The organism is Chitinophaga sp. 30R24, from assembly GCF_049056765.1.
In the GTDB taxonomy this organism is placed as follows: domain Bacteria; phylum Bacteroidota; class Bacteroidia; order Chitinophagales; family Chitinophagaceae; genus Chitinophaga.
Window position 1 is genome coordinate 57,854 of the sequence record NZ_JBJGXX010000009.1, and the last position, 16,920, is coordinate 74,773.

Consider the following 16,920-nt stretch of genomic DNA (forward strand, 5'->3'; position numbering starts at 1 on the left):
TAAACTCACGCTTATGGAATGGACTAATGAATTAACCCGTATGCTGGGTGTTTCCTATCCACTGATACAAGCGCCTATGTTAGGGATTACTACCCCGGCAATGGTAGCCGCTGTAAGCAATAGCGGGGGATTGGGTTCCTTGTCGTTGGGAGGTTTGCCACCTGAGAAGGTTACTGTTTTGATCCGGGAAGTAAAAGAGCTTACCACACAGCCATTTGCCGTAAACCTCTTTATTTATGAGCCTCCGCAGTACCAAGACCGGAAAGTGTTTGATAAGATGCAGGACTTTTTGCAATTTCTTTACGGGGCAAAGGGGGTGGCGGCTGTACCGGTAAATTATGAAGATATACGTATTTATTCCTGGAGGGAGCAATTGCCAGCCATCATTGCCGCAGGCATTAAGTTGCTGAGTTTTACTTTTGGTATGCCTGATGAAGAGGGAGTCCGTTTGCTTAAATCGCACGATATATTATTGATGGGAACGGCTACCAGTGTAGCAGAAGCTATCGTATTGAAAGAAGCGGGCTCGGATGTGATAGTGGCTCAGGGAATAGAAGCCGGCGGCCATAGGGGTTCTTTTCTGCCCGGACCATTGCCGGTAATAGGTACAATGGCTTTGGTACCACAGGTGGTCGACAGGGTGCGCCTGCCCGTAGTGGCAGCAGGTGGAATTATGGATGCACGGGGAGTAATTGCGGCAGGCAAACTAGGTGCTGCAGGAGTGCAGTTGGGTAGCCTGTTTTTACGTTCGCATGAAAGTGCGGCTACACCTGCCCATAAAGAAGCGTTGGCGGGGATAACAGATACAGATACCCTGCTTACCCGTGCTTTTTCCGGCCGTTGGGCTAGGGCGGTTCCCAATACCCTGATCCGGGAAGTAGAAGCTTCCGGGTTAACGGTCTGTGATTATCCTTATCAGGATGCTTTAACCCAGCCTATACGTAGCGTGTCAAGGGAACTGGATAATCCGGAATTCATTAACATTTGGGCTGGCCAGGCAGCCGGTAAGGCTAAAGCCTGGAGTGCCGCAGATATACTGGAAGAATTGGTCCGGGAAACGGAAGCGTTGTCTGCTTGATGCTGGCAAGTTATTATATGCAATTAGCGATTTGTTTGTAGAGGTATTTATTGTTTTAGCAACAGTACTGCTTTTCATAAGGAACATGTTGTATTCGCTGTTGTTCATACGGCGATGTATATACGGAGTTTAATTTTCATGCCTTGCTTGAGTGAGCGGAGAAGAGGAATGAGTAACAGGTAAAAAGCTTTTGCTTACCATGAAGGAAAGTGGGTGAATCCCGCTGAAAAATGTACATTCGGGGTCAGAAAACTTCACCCATAAATTTAAATTTACTATGCGTCTTGATGATGAAGAAATGAGCGACAACGTCGAGAAACGAACCGGTGGCGGAATGCGTAACATTGGTATTGGCGGCGGTATCGGCGGCATTATTATTTTAGTGCTGGCATTGCTCTTCAAACAAAATCCCCAGCAGGTAATGCAGGCGGTGCAACAGGCACAAGGTCCTCAGCAGGGGACAGAAAAAGTGGAAAAGCTGACCAAAGAGAATGCATCCACTTATGAAGTAATGGCTTCTAAAGTACTGCGCAGCACAGAAAGGGTTTGGAAGCAGGAATTTCAGGAAGATAATAAAACCTATCAGGTACCAGGCATGGTGCTATTTGAACAAGGTACCACTTCCGGCTGCGGCTTTGCTGAATCGGCCATGGGCCCTTTTTATTGCCCGGCAGACGAAAAGGTATACCTCGACGTTACTTTTTTCGATGAGCTGGAACAAAAGTTTGGGGTGAAGGGCGATTTTTCAAAAGCGTATGTGATTGCACATGAAGTAGGCCACCATGTGCAGCATCTGTTAGGCATTAGCACAAAAATGCAGGCCATGCGTTCCCGTTTGAGTGAAAAAGACTACAATAAATTATCGGTAATGCTGGAGTTGCAAGCCGATTTTCTGGCAGGAGTGTGGGCAAACCGTGCTAATAAGATTAAGCCTTTCCTAGACCCAGGTGATATAGCATCCGGCCTCAATGCGGCTAGCGCCGTAGGTGACGACCGTTTGCAAAAGGCGGCCACCGGCCAGGTAGTGCCAGATGCCTTTACACACGGTACTTCCGAGCAAAGAATGTTCTGGTTTAAAAAAGGTTTTGAGAGTGGAGACGTAAAGCAAGGAGATACCGGCATTGGGCTGGGAAACTGGTAAACGATACCACATCAACAACAATATCATAGCAAGAGGCTGTCTCTATGTTTGCAAAAAACGGAGATAGCCTCTTTTTATTCAGATATCTCTTGGAAAACATATAGCCGTTTTAGTAATTTTTTTGACCGCTGATCTGTATGAGGTGAAATGATGATTATCGTTTGTAAATCAAACCGTTGTGATGAGTTTTAAATTCCATTTACATTTCAATAATTTTCGTTAACAGGTTTTGTTAAGAAAACCTTATAATTTTATAGCCGTTTGGGAAATATCAATTCCTTTTCATATGAAGATTTTGACACAGGTTTTTGGGAAGCGTATAGTGGTGACTAAAATCCTGAAAATCCTGTCATTAACGGTAGCAGGTAATAATAAAAGTAGATGAACAGACAAACCAAGATCAGAAAGTGATGCCTCATTATGCCAGGCTATTCACACGTCCCTAAGAGACAGTTGACCGGAATACAGGAAAGATACCTGTTGAACGCCGGTGCTATATTACGTGTATTTATTTAATTAATAACGAGAGGGGCTATATGAATAACATAGACCATTATTAAACCGTAACCAGAATGCTAAATCGTTTTTGCACTTAACAGCAAAATAAACGGTGATATATCTGTAATTCCAATAAATGTCCTCTGCAGGCAACGGTGTGAACAACAACGCCGTTATGCGGACAGGGCTTTCTATATCCTGAAAGTTTTTATAAGCCAAAATCAAATAGATATGAATATGCACAAATCAACCAAAAAAGGCGCCCTTTTCCTCTTGACGCTGATGGTGGCAGTTTTCATGGGATGTACTAAAAAGAAAGAGCGCGTCTATGAACTATTACCGCCAGATCCGGAAATGGAAAAGGATCTAACCGAACTGGCTATCAGTCTCTCTGTGAACATTGAAAACACAAGTGGCGCCACCGCCGCAGAAGGTTCAAGGAAAGTGATCGACAACGACCTGGATTCCAAGTTCCTGATTTTCTCCTTTGATCCTACTTTTTATATGCAATTGGGTTACCAGGATGCAGTAAGAATTGATGCCTATACCCTGACTTCTGCTAATGATGCTGACGACCGTGATCCGAAAGACTGGCAATTGCTGGGCTCCAATGATCAGTCGGAATGGACAACGCTGGATACCAGGGTTGGCGAAACCTTCGACGCCAGGAAAAAAACGATCCGTTATGAGTTCGCCAACGCCAATAAATACAAGTACTACCGGTTGGTTATCAGTGCCTTGAAAGGCGGTGCCAGCGGACTGTTTCAGTTGGCCGAATGGCGTGTGATCAGCCGGCCGCAATAAGCGATCACCCTATTCTTCACTAGTAGTTAAGCCAACATTACTCATCAACTAACTCAAGCGACTATGCTTAGCAATCTAAGAAAGTGTATAATAATGGGCAGCCTTTGCCTGTCTGGCTTGTTTATGGGCACCGGGACATATGCCCAGCAAGCCGAAAAAATAAAGATTACCGGTAACGTGAAAGATGAACTGAAAGCGCCGATGCCTGGTGTTACCATCATCAACCAGTCTTCCAAATCAGGCGTTAATACAGATGCAACAGGTAATTTCGCCATCGACGCTAAAAGAGGAGATACCCTGATCGCCCGCCTTGTGGGATATGAGCCTTTTACTTTCGTTATCAATAAAACGATCGACTTCGATATTACGCTAAAAGCAACCAACAGTAGCCTGAACGAAGTAGTGGTAGTAGGTTTCGGTCAGCAGAAAAAAATTAGTCTCGTAGGCGCCCAGTCTACCGTTAAAGTAGAAGAACTGAAACAACCTATAGCCAATCTGAGCGCCGCATTGGCCGGCCGGATTTCCGGGTTGGTTGGCGTACAGCGTTCCGGGTTGCCGGGTTCCAATGGCGCAGACCTCTGGATACGCGGTATTTCTACATTTAATAGCTATAATAGCGCCAGTCCCCTGGTCGTAGTAGACGGCGTGCAAGGGCGGGATATCAACAGTTTTGATCCGGAAGACATCTCTTCTTTTACCGTATTGAAAGATGCAGCTGCTACAGCAGTATATGGTGTAGCCGGTGCAAACGGAGTAATTATCATCACTACTAAAAAGGGTAACATAGGGAAAACTAACCTGATGTTTAACTATAACCAGGGTGTCACCTCTTTTACCAAAGTACCGGAACTTACTGATGGCGTTATGTATATGATGTTGCGCAATGAGGCTGAGCGCAACTCTGGCCTGAAGCCAGAATATTCCAACAATACGATCAATTCCACTATTCTGAAAGAAGATCCGAACCTGTATCCGAATGTAGATTGGATGTCGGCTCTTTTCAAAGATGTGAGCCAGAACAGACGCGCTAATTTCAGCGCCAGGGGCGGAAATGATAATTCGAGTTATTATGTATCATTAGCGTATTACGATGAAGAAAGTTTGCTGAGAACAGACGCGTTACAGAGTTATAATGCTGCTACCAGGTACAAGCGCTATAATTTTACTTCGAATGTTAGTACCAACTGGACTAAAACCACCAAATTTGATCTGGGTATCCAGGGTTATATTGCTACCTATAACCAACCTGGCGTAGGTCCGGAAGATGCTTTTGCGAATGTGATGCAAACCAATCCGGTATTGTATCCTATCATGTATCCGGGTAATCTGGTGCCTAGTGTGAACTCCCAGGGCGCCCAACCTAATCCCTATGCGCAGGTAACGCAAACCGGGTATACGAATACCTTCATGAACCAGGTATACTCTAATGCGCGTATTTCGCAAGACTTAAAAGCCCTGTTGCCTGGTTTGTCTGCATATGGCTTGTTCTCATTCGACGTGAAAGGCGCCCGCGGGCTGGAGCGTACCCGTTCCAGAAGCGGTTACCTGATTAATAAGGCGCGTCCATATAACGCAGATGGCAGTATTAATCTAAACCTCATCTCTAATGGTTCCGATAACCTGAACTTTGATACCTCCAATAGTGCTGCCCGTCAGTTTTATGTGGAAGGCGCCCTGAACTACGACAAGAGCTTCGGTACTAAAAACCATATTACTGCCATGATCCTGTACAACCAGCGGGAAGAAATACGGGCAGACGCCTCTGAAAGTTTAACGAATTCTTTGCCCTACCGTAATATGGGATTGGCAGGAAGGGTAACCTATTCATATAACGACAGGTATTTCGGAGAGGTGAACTTTGGTTATAATGGTTCCGAGAACTTTGTGCCCAGCCGCAAATTTGGATTCTTCCCCTCTTTTGGGGTGGGTTGGGTACTCTCTAATGAGCAATTTTTTAAACCAATTATTAATGTATTCCAGTTCTTTAAACTGCGCTATTCCGATGGTAAGGTAGGGGATGGGGGTAATGGCGGCCGTCGCTTTGGTTACCTGACACTGGTAGACGTTACCGACAACGGATTGGATTTTGGTAAAAACGGGCCAGACAGGGTGAGAAATGATGGTGTGGAAATCACAGACTATGGTACCAACGTTACCTGGTCTACTTCCCATAAACAAGACCTGGGACTGGAGTTAAGGACATTGAATGATAAACTCTCGCTGACAGCAGACGTATTTAAAGAAAGACGTACCGGCGTATTCCTGCCAAGGGAATCACTTTCCGATTTTGTAGGATTAACCAATAGCCCCTGGGGAAATCTGGGCGTTATCCAAAATAAAGGTTTTGATGGTACATTGGAATTGAGCCCTATTCCTATTGCCAAAAATATGACATTGGATATGCGCGCTACCTTTTCCTATAACCGGGATAAAGTGATCGAAAACGATCAGCCTAAACAGCCCTATCCCTACATGGAAAAACGTGGTACCAACTACCTGGCTACCTTTGGCTATATAGCAGAAGGGTTGTTCACTGATGAATCAGACATTAACAAACATGCTAAACAAACCTGGAACGAGGTACACCCAGGCGATATCAAGTATAAAGACCTGAACGGTGATGGGGTTATTGATGCCAACGACAAGACCCGCATTGGTAACGGTGACGTACCTACGACAATTTATGGTTTGGGTGCCAATATCTCCTGGAAAAACTTCTACATAGGCGTATTCTTCCAGGGAGTAGCCGGTGCAGACAGGTTGTTGTCTGGCGATGGCATTATTCCATTTAACAACAGCACAGGACCGGAAAGGAGTAATCTGTTTGCCATCGCAGAAGACAGGTGGACGGCAGACAATCCGAATCCACATGCTTTTTATCCCCGTTTGGCATATGGTAATGCCGATAATAAAAACAATGCGCAGACCTCCAGCTGGTGGGTGAAGGATATCAGTTTCCTACGTCTCAAAACAGCCGACTTAGGCTACAACTTGCCTAAAGGCACCTTGAAAAGCATTGGAATGAGGAATGCCCGTGTGTATGTACAAGGACTGAACCTGTTCTACTGGAGTAAGTTCAAGCTGTGGGATCCTGAGTTAAATACCAGTAACGGTACGAAGTATCCAAACACCAGATCTGTGAACTTCGGTCTGCAGGCTAATTTCTAAAGACAGCTGTATTGCGCTAATTATCCGCGTAGTGCCGTATTGACATCAATGCATAAACTGTATGAAATGAAAAGAGTTTTCTTAATATTAACCGCCACGCTCGCATTGGGCATCACTTCCTGTAAAAAGTACTTGTCGCAGGTGCCGGACGATGTGCTGACCACCGATGATATTTTTAAATCCAAGACTAACACAGACCGTTTCCTGGCGAACGTATACAACTCCCTGCCGAATGAGTTTGAGCAACGATTTGCCGGTACCGACAATTCGGGTGTATGGAGTGGCGCTTCAGATGAATGTAAGTATAATTGGTCTTTCGTGTATGCCAATACCATGAACCTGGGCGCCTGGGCTAATACAGACGACAATGTAGATAACTACTGGAAAAATTATTATGTAGCGATCCGCAACGCTTCTTATTTAATTCAGAACATTAATAAAGCCAATCCCGTTGAAGTAGATGCTGGTTTGCAGAAGCAATACAAGGCAGAAGCCAGGGCGCTACGGGCTATTTATTATTTCTTCCTGGTACGTACCTATGGCCCGGTGATCTTGTTGAGTGAAGAGCCGGTAGACATCAACACACCTGCGTCGGAGCTGCAGCTGAAACGTTCCCACATTGATACCTGTATCAACTATATCGTACAGCAATTGGAAGAAGCTAAATCCGATCTGTTGGAAGATGTAGGAGTACAATATGGAAGAGTATCGAAAGGGGTAGCTAAGGCTTATGAAGCAGAAGCCCTGCTGTTGGCTGCCAGCCCGCTCTGGAATGGTAATGCTGCCTATGGCGATTTTAAGAACCCGGATGGCGCATTGCTGGTAAATACTACTTACGAGGCAGCTAAGTGGCAGAGGGCTGCTATTGCTGCCAAAGAATTCATAGATACGTATGTGCCTAAATATTACGACCTGTATAAAGAAAATAACAGCGATGCCTTTACCGCCGCCTATCTTTCTTGCCGTAATGTAATGACCAACGAATGGAACAAAGAATGGATCTTTGGCCGGTCTAATTCTGGCAGTTATATGCGTTATGATAGAACGCCTTTCCACGCAGGGTTACCTGCCAACCAGCATGGAGCCGGCGCTCAGGGAGTTACCCAGAATATGGTAGATGCATATTTTATGGCGAATGGACTACCTATTACTGCCGCTGGGGCCGACTATCAGCAGAGCGGATTTTCGAGCTTTAAAGCACCCTATGATGTGAACGCCAGAAGTACGTATAATCAATGGGTAAACCGGGAACCCCGTTTTTATGTAGGCATTACTTACAATAATAGTTATTGGCTGTACCAGGAGGGTTCTACACCTATTGTCAGCAACATGGAATTTAACGGTAATTCCGGCAGGAGCCAGAGTACTTCCGATGTTTCCCCAACCGGGTATATTGTGAGGAAAGATGTAACCGGTTCTTCCAATGAAGGGGAACGCGGTTGCTTATTGCTTCGTTTGGCCAACATATACCTGGATTATGCAGAAGCGTTGAATGAATATGATCCGGCGAATGCAGACATCCTGAAATATGTTAACCTGATCCGCGACCGTGCAGGTATTCCGCAATACGGAGCTGGCGCCAATATGATTCCTGTCCCGGTTTCGCAAACAGATATGAGAGAGGCCATCCGCGCCGAAAGAAGAGTAGAACTGGCATTTGAAAATGTACGCTATTTCGATACCCGCCGCTGGAAAATTGCCGGGACCACCAATAATGGCCCGGTATACGGGTTAGACATGACAGCGAACGGTACTGATTTCTACAAGAAAACAGTCATTGAAACACGTATTTTTAAAGATAGGGATTACCTCTTCCCAATCCCTAATAAACAGGTATTAATTAACCCTAATCTGGTTCAAAACCCAGGCTGGTAATTATAATCCATACCGGCAAATACAAAATAGGGCGTATCAAAATCTGATACGCCCTATTTTATTTTGGTGCCCGAAGGAATCTGGAAAATGTGCGCCTCCATAAATCGCTTCTACATAGGTGGGTGGTATAGCTCTTCGTCCTGTTAGATTATCATCTTTAAACAAAAGTCTGCTCATTTATGTTTAGGTGGAAAATTATTAGGTCTCCAATAGGAGTGGCAGTTTTACTTTATACCCTTGTTTAATCATTAACCATATTATGAAAAAACTTGATATTAGTGCCAAGCTGCGGATGAATATTGCCAGCGCGGTTATTAAAGCACATACCGCCTACCGGCTTAAATTATTGAATGTTTTTATGAAAGCAGGTCTGGATCTTACACCGGATATGTATTTTATACTGCGTTACCTATGGGGGGAGCAGGATGGTAGCCGGCAACAAGAGCTGGCTAATAAAACAGGTAAAGATAAAGCCAGCCTCACCAAGTTACTGGATAACCTTGAGAAAAGAAGTTTAGTAAAGCGCGCCACTGATCAAACAGACAGGCGTAGCAAACGGGTTTGGCTAACATCTGCCGGGAAGAAACTGAAAGAAAAAGTATATCCATTGGCGTTATCGGTGGTGGAAATGGCGGAAATGGGTGTTCCACGGCACGACCTTCAGCATGCGGAATCCGTACTGGAAAGTATTTATAATAATATCAAAAGATGATTGCATAGCTTTTCCTATCTTTAGCGTATGCTTACGGGTATACTACTTAACTTATATGAACGGGATCTCAGCAAACTGGAAGAGGAGATCGCTGCCTATGGCACTAATGAAGGTTTGTGGGCAAAACCCCAAGGGATCAATAACTCAGGAGGTAATCTTTGTTTACATCTTTGTGGCAATTTGCAATATTTTGTGGGAGCAGTGTTGGGTAATACTGGGTATGTACGCCAGCGGGAACGGGAATTTAGTGATAGCGGGCTTGCCAAAGAAGAATTGTTGGTGTTGATCAGTACTACCCGCCGTACTGTTTTATCTGTTATCGCCGGTTTTTCTGCGGAAGCGTTAGAGAAGACTTATCCTGAGGTTGTTTTTTCCAGCACAATGTCTACCGGATATTTTTTGTTGCGTCTGCTGGCCCATTTAAACTACCATCTCGGACAGATCAATTATCACAGGCGTTTAACCCAGTCATAATTGCGTGAAAGATTTTCTGCAAAGATTCCTGAAGGTGAGTCAGCAACTAACTTATTTTTTGTGGACTTCTGCAATATTGCTTATAGCTGTGCTGACTACGCGGCTCTTTGTAAGTCGCACGGATGCCTATTTTTATATTAACCGGCTGCATACGCCTTTTGGCGACTTCTTTTTCTCCTATGTAACAGAACTGGGCAGTGTGTCGGCTGCCGTGTTGATTTCCCTGTTGTTATTAATATTTAAAAGACGTATAGGTTGGGCATTAGCTACTGCTTACTTGTTTACATCTGCCATCAGTTTCAGTTTAAAAGTGTTGGTAGGCTTTCCCCGGCCACACCGGTATTTTTTTACCCGTTTGCACGACATATACTTTGTGCCAGGGATCACCGTGCTGGATAATTTCCGGAGTTTCCCTTCCGGGCATACCGTATGCGCCTTTACTGCTGCTACCGTGTTATCTTATTTTGCCCGTAACAAGCATTGGTCGTGGTTGTACTTCGCGTTGGCTGCGCTTACCGGTTATTCCCGTATGTACCTGAGCCAGCATTTCTTAGAAGATGTAATTGCCGGTATGGTATTGGGCGTTTTCTTTACCATGGTTTGGTTAACGTTCATAACCGGTAAACTGGGCGAAGAATCAGGGTTGTAGATCTTTCTTCGATGCCATTTCCCGTAGCAGGGATTCCTGATGTTGTTTTAATAATTCCTTGTAGAGTTTAGCAGGGTTTGTTTGTTCGTGTATCTTTTCCCGGTAGGAGGGTGGGGTAGGCGTATATCTGGCCCATAATATTTCATAACCGATGTATACCTGGTATTTTCCTTCCCGGATATCATCTGTATGGCCAAGCCGCCTTTCTTCCCCTGGCGCCAGGTGTTCTATTAATCTGGTTTGACGGGTAGTGCCCATGGTGGTGGTGATCACTTGGTCAACAACTACTGTAATAAACCGTTTATCAGATAAGTTTTTGATACTGCGCAGGTATTTTGATACACTGAAAACACTATTGGAAACACCAACGATTCTGGCCACTTGTATAGCATCTTCCCCTGCAAAGGGCTTTAGTTTTTTTTCTCTGAAATGGGCATTGCGAAAACTTTTTGTCCTGAAATGTAGATACCATAACATAAAAAAGAAAAAGATAATAACCGGGACGTACATAATATTAATAGCTTTTGAGGAGAAAGTTGTTAAATAGGGAGTTGGTTTATCATGAAGTATAAGCTAGACCATAAATCATAAATAAGATAATGGGTTAGGGGGATTTTTATTATCAGTTTGATAGTGCTAATATACCAGCATATGCCAGTAGTTTTTGTAAATCACATGTTAATAAAAGCGAGATAAAAGTGTATACGTTAACTTTATAAGCGAGTTCTGACACAAAAAAATAAATTTTTTTTCCGCATTAACAATTAGATCACAAAATTTCTCAGAAGAATCCTGCAACTTTGCGACACAGTTAGAGAAAAAAGGTGTTTGTAACCAACGTCAGCTTTAGGGGTTAACCCCCACATAATCTAGGAATAATATCCCTTAATTTTATATAATATAGGTATAAATCACATTTGTATTTGTGTGAAGTGAGTACTTCATTAAATTGAATTACCCTGTTTTATTTATCAGGCAGTTAATGTGGGAAGAAGGTAACGCCTATTCCGGCAGTATGCAAAGAAGGGTTATAAAACGGCATTACTACTTTTTGGGTATGGCTGTTACGGTTATTGAAAATGTGTTGTTGCACCAGGGGAAACAGCCAATAAGCTGCTTTGGTGCTCAATATACCTACTCCTGCGCCCGCTATTACATCACTTAACCAATGTTTATTGTTGTACATGCGTAGGGCACCGGTAGTAGCAGCGGCGAGGTAACCGCCTACGCCATACCAGGGAGACACATCATGGTATTCCTGACGAAGAAATTCTGCAGCCGCAAAAGCGGTGGCGGTATGTCCGGAGGGAAAAGAAAGATAATCCGAAGCATCCGGGCGCTCTTCATGTGTCCATCTTTTTACCCCTTCCACTGTACTGGCAGTGATCACTGCTGCCATTCCCAAAATAATGGTTCGGTCGCGTAAGGAATGTTTGCCGGCAATACCTGCCGCATTTAATGCATACACGGCAACTACAGGCGCATATTGGAGGTAGTTATCTATATGTGTTTTAAATTGGGGGTGATCTTCTTTGAGTTCAGTTTTAGTACTTGCATTAAGATTTTTCAGCATAGTATTACTGAGTGCAAGCACGCCATACCCGATCATAGCTGCTGGCACAACTATTTCTATCACCGGTGTTTTAGTCCGGTTTACAGTGGGTATCGCAATAAGTGGCCGCTGGATCGTATCGGCTGTCAGTACAAGAGGTGTAGTGGAAAGCGTGTCGATTGATTGAGCAATTGACTGGAGTGAACAGGTAAAAGTAAAGATGATCAGCCCCGCCGCTTCGAATAACATTTTCTTCATGAATCATTCCTTATTTGATCAAACTTAGGGGCTGATTCTGGAGCAATTCTGTATTTGTTATTCTCCTCCGCGGTCGGGTTTAGGAAAAATCATTTCAGCTGTTTGGACAGTGTATTTGTTATGAAAAATAAAGGTAATGAGTAATCCTAGTAGGCACCCCGTCAATACTGATAGTACTCTTTCTACGGCTGTATCCCATATGTGCGTTCCGGCTTCGTGGGTCATTACAATAATAGTAGCTGCTAAAGCCGTGCGGGTAGCTGCTTCCAGGTTCAATAGGTTGCAGATGGCCACTGTTATAAATACTGCGCTGCACATCATCAGTATCATATTGGGATGAAGCAGGATTAATAGGAAACCGGATATGGCTCCCACTGCATTTGCTTTAATACGTGTTACAGCCAGGGTTACTGCATCGGAACCATCCGGCGATAATACCAGCATAACGGAAATCAATATCCAGATGATATCCTTGTAATCTACTGCCCATGATAACCCTAGTACTAGTAATACACCGCTTACGCATTTTGCTGCATAGATCAGCAACCGTTTTAATCTTTGTTTAGGAATCATTTTGCAATGATAAAACATTGGTTTTAAAACTTTAAGGGCTGACCAATTTTTACTTTTTGGTCAGCCCATTTATTCAATTGGAAGGAACCTAGTTATTTAATGAATATAAATTCTATTTCCGCCTTTAGGAGAGGCAAAAGCTGTAGTTAATTGATGTTTAGTAACCCTAGTAGGCAGGTTTGCAGTTGTTGTATAAGCACATGGATTGGGATCAGGAGTTACGCAATTCGCAGCATTGTATGGATTTGTCAATCTTGTATAAATTGAACTACCTATGTTAACATAGGTGAATACAGCACGAAGGCTACCAGCATAAGCAGAAGTTAAACCAACAAATGCAGCAGCTGCCATAACAGCAAATTTTAAAGCTTTCATTTTTTTGTTTTTAAGGTTAAGAATAGTTGTTGTTTGTTACTTGCAAGTAATTTTTTTAGATTAAGAATAAGTTACTTACATATTCATTTTTATTAATGATTGATAAATCGTTAATAAAAATGAATAAAATATATTAAAAATAAGATTATAAGCTGAAGTGAGAACGCTGTTATAGACAAGATCTGACTTATATAGAGATTAGAAGCAGAGATCCCTTATTGGGGGATAACATCACAATTGAACTGTTTGGGTAATAGACTTGTTATACAACCACATTGGATATTTTTTTTATCCTTCTCACAATCCTATAAATTGTTAAGTATGAAGAAGATCCTATTATTATGTGCACTGATGGGTGCGTATTTTACAACATTTGCTCAGACAGCAGAGAATTTGAACCTCCGAAGAGTTGATAAAAATAACGTACCTGTAGTAGTTACAGGCGCTGCCGAAAGAGATTATAAAGATGGCAGCATTACAGATTATTTTGCGGTGCCCGCTGAATATACCAAGGAAGACTGGATGGTTACTTCCAGCGGTGCCGGGCCTGATAGCGATCCTGATTATTACTCTGTAAGTGTAGAACGTGGTGGCAATACCTACTATGCTTTGTACGACAAAACTGGTAAAAGGATTGCTTCGCAGTATAAGGTAAATGATGCGCCGTTACCAGAGAAGATTTCAAGGCATATCCGGAAAGAGTATCCTGGATATGTTATCGAATCTGATAAGTATACACGCTTGTCCAGTGAAACGTCTAAAAAATCATATTACCGGATAACTATTAAAAAGGGAGAAACAGTGAAAAATCTGTTTTATAATATGGACGGTAGTCCTGTAAGATAGTGATGAATGCATAATCTGTTGAACGAGCATAGCCAGCGGAGATTGCCGCTGGCTTTTTAATGCGGTTAATTCTTCGCTAGATCTGAGCAGATTTTATACTCAGCAACCGGGGGAGGAAGTAGTACAATTTTATTTGCCTATAATCGTCTACGAACTCTCCATCCGGTGTGCTAAATACCGCCTCAAAATCAGCAGCAATTATGAATGATATCATTCGGAAATGTTGATGCTGAAACCTTTCGGTGGGTTTGAGTAAATGATATGCTCTGAAATTCAACTTAGGGTATAGGTTTCTATCTGTTTTAATTGGTTTGTTTTATTTAACATAATATAAATTATAGGAAGTTTATGAACACATTAAAACGAATTAAAAAAGTTTGTAGTTCAGTGGGGCGACTTTCGATTTTTACTGGATTTTAGGTGGAGTTACCTTTAAAGTTTTCTCACCTCTATTCGCTGTGCACTGTAAATACCAGCATGTCCGCTGAAATAATACGCAGTGAAACAGGAAACGGCGAAATATAAAACATGACTAGTGCCGAATAATTCTATGCCCATCAGCGTGCAGGCAATTGGGGTATTAGTAGCACCTGCAAAAACAGCAATGAAGCCTAAACCGGCAAAGAGATCAACGGGGGCGCCCAGTATTAAAGCCAGGGTATGTCCTAAAGTAGCCCCTATGAAAAATAAAGGTGTTACCTCTCCCCCTTTAAATCCCATGCCTAACGTAACTGCCGTAAAAATCAGCTTCCAAAGCCAACTCCAATTGGTGATGTTACTATTGGCCTTGAAAGCAGCTACAATACTTATCCCATCTGGCGACAGACTCGTTACGCCTAATCCGAGATAATCGGGTGTACCTATCAGGTATCTTAAGATAATAATCATCCCTCCACCTATAACAGGAATGAGCCAGGGTATTTTAATATATGTTTTGGCATTATCCTTAATGCTATGCATCAGCCAGGAGAAAAAATAACTGCTCAGCCCAAAGGCTACACCTGCCACAATCACTTTTGCAAGCAACCATAAGTCGAGATGAATGAAAGGCAGGATGGCTGTAAATTCCTTGCCGCTAAAATCTATACTGTAATGAGTATGATGGATGCCCCAGGCGCTACAAACAATATCTGCAAAAATAGCGGCAATAAGACAAGGCACCAGCGCGTCGTAGCGCATTACGCCAATGGCAAGCACTTCCAAGGCGAATACAGCACCGGTAAGTGGTGTACCAAATACCGCCCCAAAGCCAGCAGCAATTCCTGTCATTAGTAATATACGTATATCTGCAGCTGGCAGTCCTAGCTTTTTCCCGATCAGACCCGCGATGCTACCGCCAATTTGTACTGCTGTTCCTTCCCGACCCGCAGACCCGCCAAAAAGATGGGTTAATACTGTTGTGAGCAATACCAGCGGCGCCATCCGGGCAGGCACGCCGCCTCCAGGCTGATGGATTTCCTCCATGATCAGGTTGTTACCTTTGTCGGCCTGCTTGCCAGCCAAGCGGTATAACCAGTAAATGAATATTCCCGCCAGCGGAAGCCCGAAAAGTAGCCATTCGTGTTGCCAGCGTATATGGGTAACCAGGTCCAGCAACCATAAGAATAAGGCTACTAAAGAGCCTGCGATCACGGCTACTGGCGTAACCAATACGGTCCAACGCAATAACTGGTATGCTACCGTAAATTGTTCAAAAGGGTATTTAGATTGTTTCATATCCTACAAATAGCAGTGTTAAGTGGCATCATACCACTTCAATATTTGTAGGCGCCATCAGACAGCCAGGGGCTGACGGTTTGGGTCAGGAAGACACCATTTCCTGTATCTCACAAAAATAAATTATTCTTTTAATAATCCAGCATAATATGCTGCTCCCCACAGGGCGGCTTTATCGTTGTTTACGATATGAATAGGTACACTGGATAATAATTCGGCCATACGGTCGCTCTGCATATAATAATGATAAAAGTCCCCTGTTTCCAGTAAGGCCGCGATTTTGGGAGGTATACCACCTCCCAGGAAAAGTCCGCCGGTGGCTTTCAGCTTCAGCACCAGGTTGCATGCTTCCCTCGCCAGGTAGCGCACAAAGAGTTCCATCGTTTTTACGCAGAGTGGCAGTTTGGCTTCCAGCGCGGCCTTGCTGATGGCCGCAGAAGCATTCCCCGTATTCAGTACATCACGAAAAGCAGCAGGTTCCTCCATCCCTTTTACATCCCTCAGGAATTCATAAATATCAAAAATACCTGGTCCACTTACTACACGCTCCCCGCTTACAATTTCATATTTATCCTGTAAATACCGAAATAACAATATGTCCAGGTCTGTTCTCGGAGAAAAATCGGTATGCCCCCCTTCTGTCGCAAATGGGTGATGGTAGGCGCCGTCCCAATATAAACCAGCCATTCCCAACCCTGTACCTGGTGCAATAAGCGCCATGTTGCCACTATGATCCGGGGCGCCCCGGTGTAAGGTGATGAGCTGCTGCTGAGCCAGGGTAGCTAATCCATAGGCTGTAGCCTCCAGATCATTGATTAAACACACCAGTCCTATGCCGGTCCCTCGCCTGATCTCTTCCTCATTCACCTCCATCGCCAGATTGGTTAACTCTACTTTGCCCCGTACTACCGGCCCGGCCACTCCTACGCATATACGCTGGGGAAGGATGTCTTTTCCTTCGTTAATGAATTGTTGTATGATCTCCGAAAAACTGGTATAATTACGCGAAGGATATGTTTCTTCCCTGATCATATCTAATTTCCCATGCCATAAACTGAATAACGCCAGGTTCGTTTTGGTGCCTCCCAAGTCGCCTGCCAGTAAGTATGTTTGAGTATCTCCACTTTGTACTGGCGCTATAAACTGCGGCAGATAATGCTGTTCTTTTAATATTTGCATTGCTGTGGCGCTTTGTATTAAA

The 16,920-nt window shown here is 43.7% G+C and carries 15 protein-coding genes and 1 riboswitch; of the genes, 9 read left to right on the forward strand and 6 right to left on the reverse strand.

Going from position 1 to position 16,920, the window contains the following annotated elements; all coding sequences use genetic code 11:
* Positions 1-13 precede the first annotated feature (13 nt).
* The 8 genes from ACDQ55_RS16895 to ACDQ55_RS16930 all read left to right on the forward strand — a co-directional run bounded on the left by ACDQ55_RS16895 (position 14) and on the right by ACDQ55_RS16930 (position 10,399).
* Positions 14-1,078 (forward strand): NAD(P)H-dependent flavin oxidoreductase, encoded by a 1,065-nt coding sequence (locus ACDQ55_RS16895; RefSeq protein ID WP_420982632.1) that lies wholly within the window; start codon positions 14-16, stop codon positions 1,076-1,078.
* A 277-nt stretch (positions 1,079-1,355) separates the two neighbouring features.
* Positions 1,356-2,219: a neutral zinc metallopeptidase gene (locus ACDQ55_RS16900; protein WP_420982633.1), complete on the forward strand. Its 864-nt coding sequence runs from the start codon at positions 1,356-1,358 to the stop codon at positions 2,217-2,219.
* A 735-nt stretch (positions 2,220-2,954) separates the two neighbouring features.
* Positions 2,955-3,521: a hypothetical protein gene (locus tag ACDQ55_RS16905; RefSeq protein WP_420982634.1), complete on the forward strand. Its 567-nt coding sequence runs from the start codon at positions 2,955-2,957 to the stop codon at positions 3,519-3,521.
* A gap of 63 nt (positions 3,522-3,584) precedes the next feature.
* Positions 3,585-6,689, forward strand: a complete 3,105-nt coding sequence (locus ACDQ55_RS16910) for a SusC/RagA family TonB-linked outer membrane protein (RefSeq protein WP_420982635.1) — start codon at positions 3,585-3,587, stop codon at positions 6,687-6,689.
* 66 nt (positions 6,690-6,755) lie between these two features.
* Complete coding sequence (locus ACDQ55_RS16915) at positions 6,756-8,564, forward strand: RagB/SusD family nutrient uptake outer membrane protein (protein WP_420982636.1); 1,809 nt, start codon at positions 6,756-6,758, stop codon at positions 8,562-8,564.
* 259 nt (positions 8,565-8,823) lie between these two features.
* Complete coding sequence (locus ACDQ55_RS16920; RefSeq protein ID WP_420982637.1) at positions 8,824-9,276, forward strand: MarR family winged helix-turn-helix transcriptional regulator; 453 nt, start codon at positions 8,824-8,826, stop codon at positions 9,274-9,276.
* A gap of 27 nt (positions 9,277-9,303) precedes the next feature.
* Positions 9,304-9,750 (forward strand): DinB family protein, encoded by a 447-nt coding sequence (locus ACDQ55_RS16925; protein ID WP_420982638.1) that lies wholly within the window; start codon positions 9,304-9,306, stop codon positions 9,748-9,750.
* 4 nt (positions 9,751-9,754) lie between these two features.
* On the forward strand, positions 9,755-10,399 hold the full coding sequence (locus tag ACDQ55_RS16930; RefSeq protein ID WP_420982639.1) for a phosphatase PAP2 family protein: 645 nt from the start codon (positions 9,755-9,757) through the stop codon (positions 10,397-10,399).
* Here the strand turns inward: ACDQ55_RS16930 and ACDQ55_RS16935 are convergent.
* From ACDQ55_RS16935 to ACDQ55_RS16950, 4 genes are all read right to left on the reverse strand, one after another.
* On the reverse strand, positions 10,388-10,876 hold the full coding sequence (locus ACDQ55_RS16935) for a hypothetical protein (protein WP_420982640.1): 489 nt from the start codon (positions 10,874-10,876) through the stop codon (positions 10,388-10,390). The two genes, ACDQ55_RS16930 and ACDQ55_RS16935, sit on opposite strands and share 12 nt — an antisense overlap.
* A gap of 502 nt (positions 10,877-11,378) precedes the next feature.
* Positions 11,379-12,209, reverse strand: a complete 831-nt coding sequence (locus ACDQ55_RS16940; RefSeq protein WP_420982641.1) for a phosphatase PAP2 family protein — start codon at positions 12,207-12,209, stop codon at positions 11,379-11,381.
* Positions 12,210-12,266: 57 nt separating this feature from the next.
* Positions 12,267-12,782, reverse strand: a complete 516-nt coding sequence (locus ACDQ55_RS16945) for an FUSC family protein (RefSeq protein ID WP_420982642.1) — start codon at positions 12,780-12,782, stop codon at positions 12,267-12,269.
* Between the two features lie 96 nt (positions 12,783-12,878).
* Positions 12,879-13,157 carry a hypothetical protein gene (locus tag ACDQ55_RS16950; protein WP_420982643.1) on the reverse strand — a complete coding sequence of 93 codons (279 nt, stop codon included), beginning with the start codon at positions 13,155-13,157 and terminating at the stop codon, positions 12,879-12,881.
* Positions 13,158-13,478: 321 nt separating this feature from the next.
* Here ACDQ55_RS16950 and ACDQ55_RS16955 point away from each other — a divergent pair, with 321 nt between their 5' ends.
* Entirely contained in the window at positions 13,479-14,003 is a 525-nt protein-coding gene (locus ACDQ55_RS16955) for a hypothetical protein (protein ID WP_420982644.1), read from the forward strand.
* A 432-nt stretch (positions 14,004-14,435) separates the two neighbouring features.
* On the opposite strand, the gene ACDQ55_RS16960 is transcribed toward ACDQ55_RS16955, so the two are convergent.
* Both ACDQ55_RS16960 and glk read right to left on the reverse strand, forming a co-directional pair.
* Positions 14,436-15,719: a voltage-gated chloride channel family protein gene (locus ACDQ55_RS16960; RefSeq protein ID WP_420982645.1), complete on the reverse strand. Its 1,284-nt coding sequence runs from the start codon at positions 15,717-15,719 to the stop codon at positions 14,436-14,438.
* A 41-nt stretch (positions 15,720-15,760) separates the two neighbouring features.
* A riboswitch (Fluoride riboswitch) is annotated at positions 15,761-15,832 on the reverse strand.
* A 10-nt stretch (positions 15,833-15,842) separates the two neighbouring features.
* Complete coding sequence (gene glk, locus ACDQ55_RS16965) at positions 15,843-16,898, reverse strand: glucokinase (RefSeq protein WP_420982646.1); 1,056 nt, start codon at positions 16,896-16,898, stop codon at positions 15,843-15,845.
* Between the last annotated feature and the right edge of the window lie 22 nt (positions 16,899-16,920).

Bases quoted from the DNA above. Each gene is read 5' to 3' on its own strand.
- ACDQ55_RS16900 (WP_420982633.1), top strand. From the start codon at position 1,356: ATGCGTCTTGATGATGAAGAAATGAGCGACAACGTCGAGAAACGAACC.
- ACDQ55_RS16945 (WP_420982642.1), bottom strand. From the start codon at position 12,782: ATGATTCCTAAACAAAGATTAAAACGGTTGCTGATCTATGCAGCAAAA.
- ACDQ55_RS16935 (WP_420982640.1), bottom strand. From the start codon at position 10,876: ATGTTATGGTATCTACATTTCAGGACAAAAAGTTTTCGCAATGCCCAT.
- ACDQ55_RS16920 (WP_420982637.1), top strand. From the start codon at position 8,824: ATGAAAAAACTTGATATTAGTGCCAAGCTGCGGATGAATATTGCCAGC.
- ACDQ55_RS16895 (WP_420982632.1), top strand. From the start codon at position 14: ATGGAATGGACTAATGAATTAACCCGTATGCTGGGTGTTTCCTATCCA.
- ACDQ55_RS16910 (WP_420982635.1), top strand. From the start codon at position 3,585: ATGCTTAGCAATCTAAGAAAGTGTATAATAATGGGCAGCCTTTGCCTG.
- ACDQ55_RS16940 (WP_420982641.1), bottom strand. From the start codon at position 12,209: ATGAAGAAAATGTTATTCGAAGCGGCGGGGCTGATCATCTTTACTTTT.
- ACDQ55_RS16955 (WP_420982644.1), top strand. From the start codon at position 13,479: ATGAAGAAGATCCTATTATTATGTGCACTGATGGGTGCGTATTTTACA.
- ACDQ55_RS16925 (WP_420982638.1), top strand. From the start codon at position 9,304: ATGCTTACGGGTATACTACTTAACTTATATGAACGGGATCTCAGCAAA.
- ACDQ55_RS16950 (WP_420982643.1), bottom strand. From the start codon at position 13,157: ATGAAAGCTTTAAAATTTGCTGTTATGGCAGCTGCTGCATTTGTTGGT.
- ACDQ55_RS16960 (WP_420982645.1), bottom strand. From the start codon at position 15,719: ATGAAACAATCTAAATACCCTTTTGAACAATTTACGGTAGCATACCAG.
- ACDQ55_RS16915 (WP_420982636.1), top strand. From the start codon at position 6,756: ATGAAAAGAGTTTTCTTAATATTAACCGCCACGCTCGCATTGGGCATC.
- glk (WP_420982646.1), bottom strand. From the start codon at position 16,898: ATGCAAATATTAAAAGAACAGCATTATCTGCCGCAGTTTATAGCGCCA.
- ACDQ55_RS16905 (WP_420982634.1), top strand. From the start codon at position 2,955: ATGCACAAATCAACCAAAAAAGGCGCCCTTTTCCTCTTGACGCTGATG.